This is a genomic window from Candidatus Pelagibacter communis, assembly GCF_001180225.1.
In the GTDB taxonomy this organism is placed as follows: domain Bacteria; phylum Pseudomonadota; class Alphaproteobacteria; order Pelagibacterales; family Pelagibacteraceae; genus Pelagibacter; species Pelagibacter ubique_D.
This window is the reverse complement of the sequence record NZ_CVST01000020.1, coordinates 1-554: the sequence shown is the minus strand read 5'-3', so window position 1 is coordinate 554 and position 554 is coordinate 1. Positions and strand designations below refer to the sequence as shown.

At 28.3% G+C, this 554-nt stretch carries 2 protein-coding genes; both read left to right on the top strand.

The features are described 5' to 3' along the window. Positions 1–405, top strand: a 405-nt coding sequence (locus AMN99_RS01560; protein WP_306452581.1) for an NAD(P)-dependent oxidoreductase, incomplete at its 5' end; no start/stop codon positions are given. A 20-nt stretch (positions 406–425) separates the two neighbouring features. After that, positions 426–554, top strand: a 129-nt coding sequence (locus AMN99_RS05695) for a YtoQ family protein (protein ID WP_179850424.1), incomplete at its 3' end; no start/stop codon positions are given.

Genomic DNA, 554 nt, shown 5'->3' with positions numbered 1-554 from the left:
GATAAAATTGATGATGTTTTGCCTAATGCTGATTTTTTTTATCTAGCAGTTCCGGAAACGGAAGAGACCAAAGGATTAATTAACAAATCAAGATTAGATAAATTAAAATCTACGTGTGGAATTGTAAATATTGGAAGGCAATCTGTTTTAGATTACGAAGCTTTAAGAATTAAACTTCAAAACAATGAAATTGCTGGAGCAATTTTAGATGTATTTTCAGAAGAACCTATTCCAAAAACATCAAACCTTTGGGATACTCCAAATTTAATCATCACTCCTCATATTTCATCTGATAGTGAGGGCAATTATATTGAGATGGTTCTTAAAATTTTCTTTAAAAATTTAAAATTATTCACAGAAAATAAAGAATTAATTAACCAAATAGATAGAAATTTGGGATACTAGTCACTATATATAAAGAACATATGTTGAAAGTATATTTAGCAGGAGAAATTCATACAAATTGGCGCGATGAAATTATTGATGAATGTAAAAAACAAAATTTAGAAATTCAATTTTCATCTCCAGTGACTGATCACGCATCTTCAGATGAT